The sequence below is a fragment of the Halorubrum sp. AJ67 genome (assembly GCF_000513435.1).
Genome location: NZ_CBVY010000012.1, coordinates 44926 through 46169 on the forward strand (window position 1 = coordinate 44926; position 1244 = coordinate 46169).

At 69.9% G+C, this 1244-nt stretch carries 2 protein-coding genes; both read right to left on the bottom strand.

What is annotated here, in order from left to right:
- Positions 1-66 precede the first annotated feature (66 nt).
- A complete protein-coding gene (locus tag BN903_RS10625) occupies positions 67-897 on the bottom strand; it encodes a lycopene cyclase domain-containing protein (protein WP_048077706.1) in 831 nt (276 codons plus the stop codon).
- 95 nt (positions 898-992) lie between these two features.
- Positions 993-1244: HAD hydrolase family protein (locus tag BN903_RS10630; protein WP_048077707.1), on the bottom strand; the 252-nt coding region annotated here is incomplete at its 5' end.

Sequence of the window (1244 nt, forward strand, 5' to 3'; positions counted from 1 at the left end):
GTCACCTCGGGATCGCGGCCGCCGACCTCGCTCGGACGGGAGTCGGTCGTGCCCGTCGACGCCGCCTCAGTCATCGACCACGTCGGGGTCCGGGTCGGCGGGCGGTTCCGGGCCGGGTACGTCGTGCTCCGCCCCTCCCGACGGGACCGACTCCGCGACGCTCCCGCGGCGGTCGTTCCAGTCGAGCACCCACTCGAACAGCACCAGCCCGTTGACGGTCATCACTCCGGCGGCGGCGAAGAACAGCATCTCCTCGATTGGGAGGCCCAACACGGCGACGCCGGTCGTGTACTCGGCGGAGATGCTCCACGTTCCCATCCCGATCGCGATCCGGTCCGCGACCCAGAAGTAGGCGGCGGGGAGCAGCGTCGCGGCGAGCCACATCCGCGGCGTGCGGACGAGGTAGCCGCCGCCGACCGCCCACTGGAGCGCGACGACCGGGCCGACCCACGCGACCAGGCCGCCGAGGTAGAGGTACGAGGGGTCGAGCGTCGTCAGCCAGAGCCCTCCGACCACCATCGCGACGCCCGCGAGGACGCCGGCGACTCTGGGACCGCGGTCGAAGTCTCCCTCGCGGAACGTCGGGTCGAACCCGATCAGGTGGAGCGCGAACGCGGTGACGACGGTCTGAATGGTGAAAAAGAGGTACTCGCCGAGGGGGATCGACAGCGCCCGGACGAGTACCGCTCCGTCGGCATACGACCACGCGCCCTGCCGGATCATGTAGCTGATCCACGGCGTCGTGTAGAGGTACGCGATGGCGACGAGGATGGCGATCCCGACCGTCGCCCGCCGCTGGCGGACGGCCTCGTACCGCGGCGCGAGATACCACAGCAGCGCCAGCACGGGGAGACTGAAGACGAGGTGGAACTGGAGATACGTCAGCGTCGGTAACATCGGATCACCCCGGCGAGAGCGCTCATGCGATCACGTTCGGCTCGTCGTTGATTAAGGCTTGATCCAAACATGGTCAGGTATCGTCCCGGACCGGCTTACTCCGCCGCGAGCACGCCGTGCGCCTCCAGCACCTTCCCGAGCCGGTACATGGAGGCGACGACGGCGTCGCAGACGGGCCGAACCGCGGACTTCGGGACGAAGCCGACGGCGAGGCCCGCGACCTCCAGCATCGGCAGGTCGTTCGCGCCGTCGCCGACGGCCACCGTGTCGTCCATCGGCACGCCGACGTCGGCCGCCAGGTCCGCCAGCGCGTCGTCTTTCGTCCCCTCGATGAGCGGTCCCTCGGC

Coding starts and splice junctions, on each gene's coding strand:
- BN903_RS10625 (WP_048077706.1), bottom strand. CDS start 897: ATGTTACCGACGCTGACGTATCTCCAGTTCCACCTCGTCTTCAGTCTC.